We start from the raw sequence: 535 nt of genomic DNA on the forward strand, positions 1-535 counted from the left end.
CGCCAGTCCTATCCCTAAGTTGGCACAGGTTGTGGTCTTGCCGACACCTCCCTTTTGGTTGGCGATGGCGATGATTTGCGTGTTCAAGATAATCACCTCATTTCTGATTCGTTGTGGTTGCTTCTGGAAATAGAAAAAGCCGCCACTTCATAAATTGAAAAGTGACGGCTTTTTCTGATCCCGGAATACAGTTCCCCGGAAACGCAAAAAGCACCCAGCAAAAAATACTGAGTGCCTGCATTAAAATCATATTCAATTATTCAAATTCGGTCAAACTATGCCAAACTGTTCTCATATAAATCGAGGGGAGAGAGGGAGTAAAAATCACCTCTGAAATACCCCAAAAACAGAGCTGTGGTTATCCTATTTTGTAACCACTTGACCCTCATTTTGCCCTCTTTTTTCCCGGTTATCCTATTGGGAACCACTATAAATTTGGTGAAAAATGGCTTTTTAGCGTCAAACTGCATCAAACCCTATCAAAAGCAAAAGCCCGGAAAACCTTGATTTTCCGGGCTTTTTGAGCCATTTTGAT

At 42.1% G+C, this 535-nt stretch carries 1 protein-coding gene; it reads right to left on the minus strand.

Annotated features, from left to right (window positions below):
- Nucleotides 1–87: ParA family protein (locus tag D1841_RS15380; RefSeq protein WP_166554284.1), on the minus strand; the 87-nt coding region annotated here is incomplete at its 3' end.
- Nucleotides 88–535 lie beyond the last annotated feature (448 nt).

The organism is Neglectibacter sp. X4 (genome assembly GCF_009917365.1).
GTDB lineage: Bacteria > Bacillota > Clostridia > Oscillospirales > Acutalibacteraceae > Acutalibacter.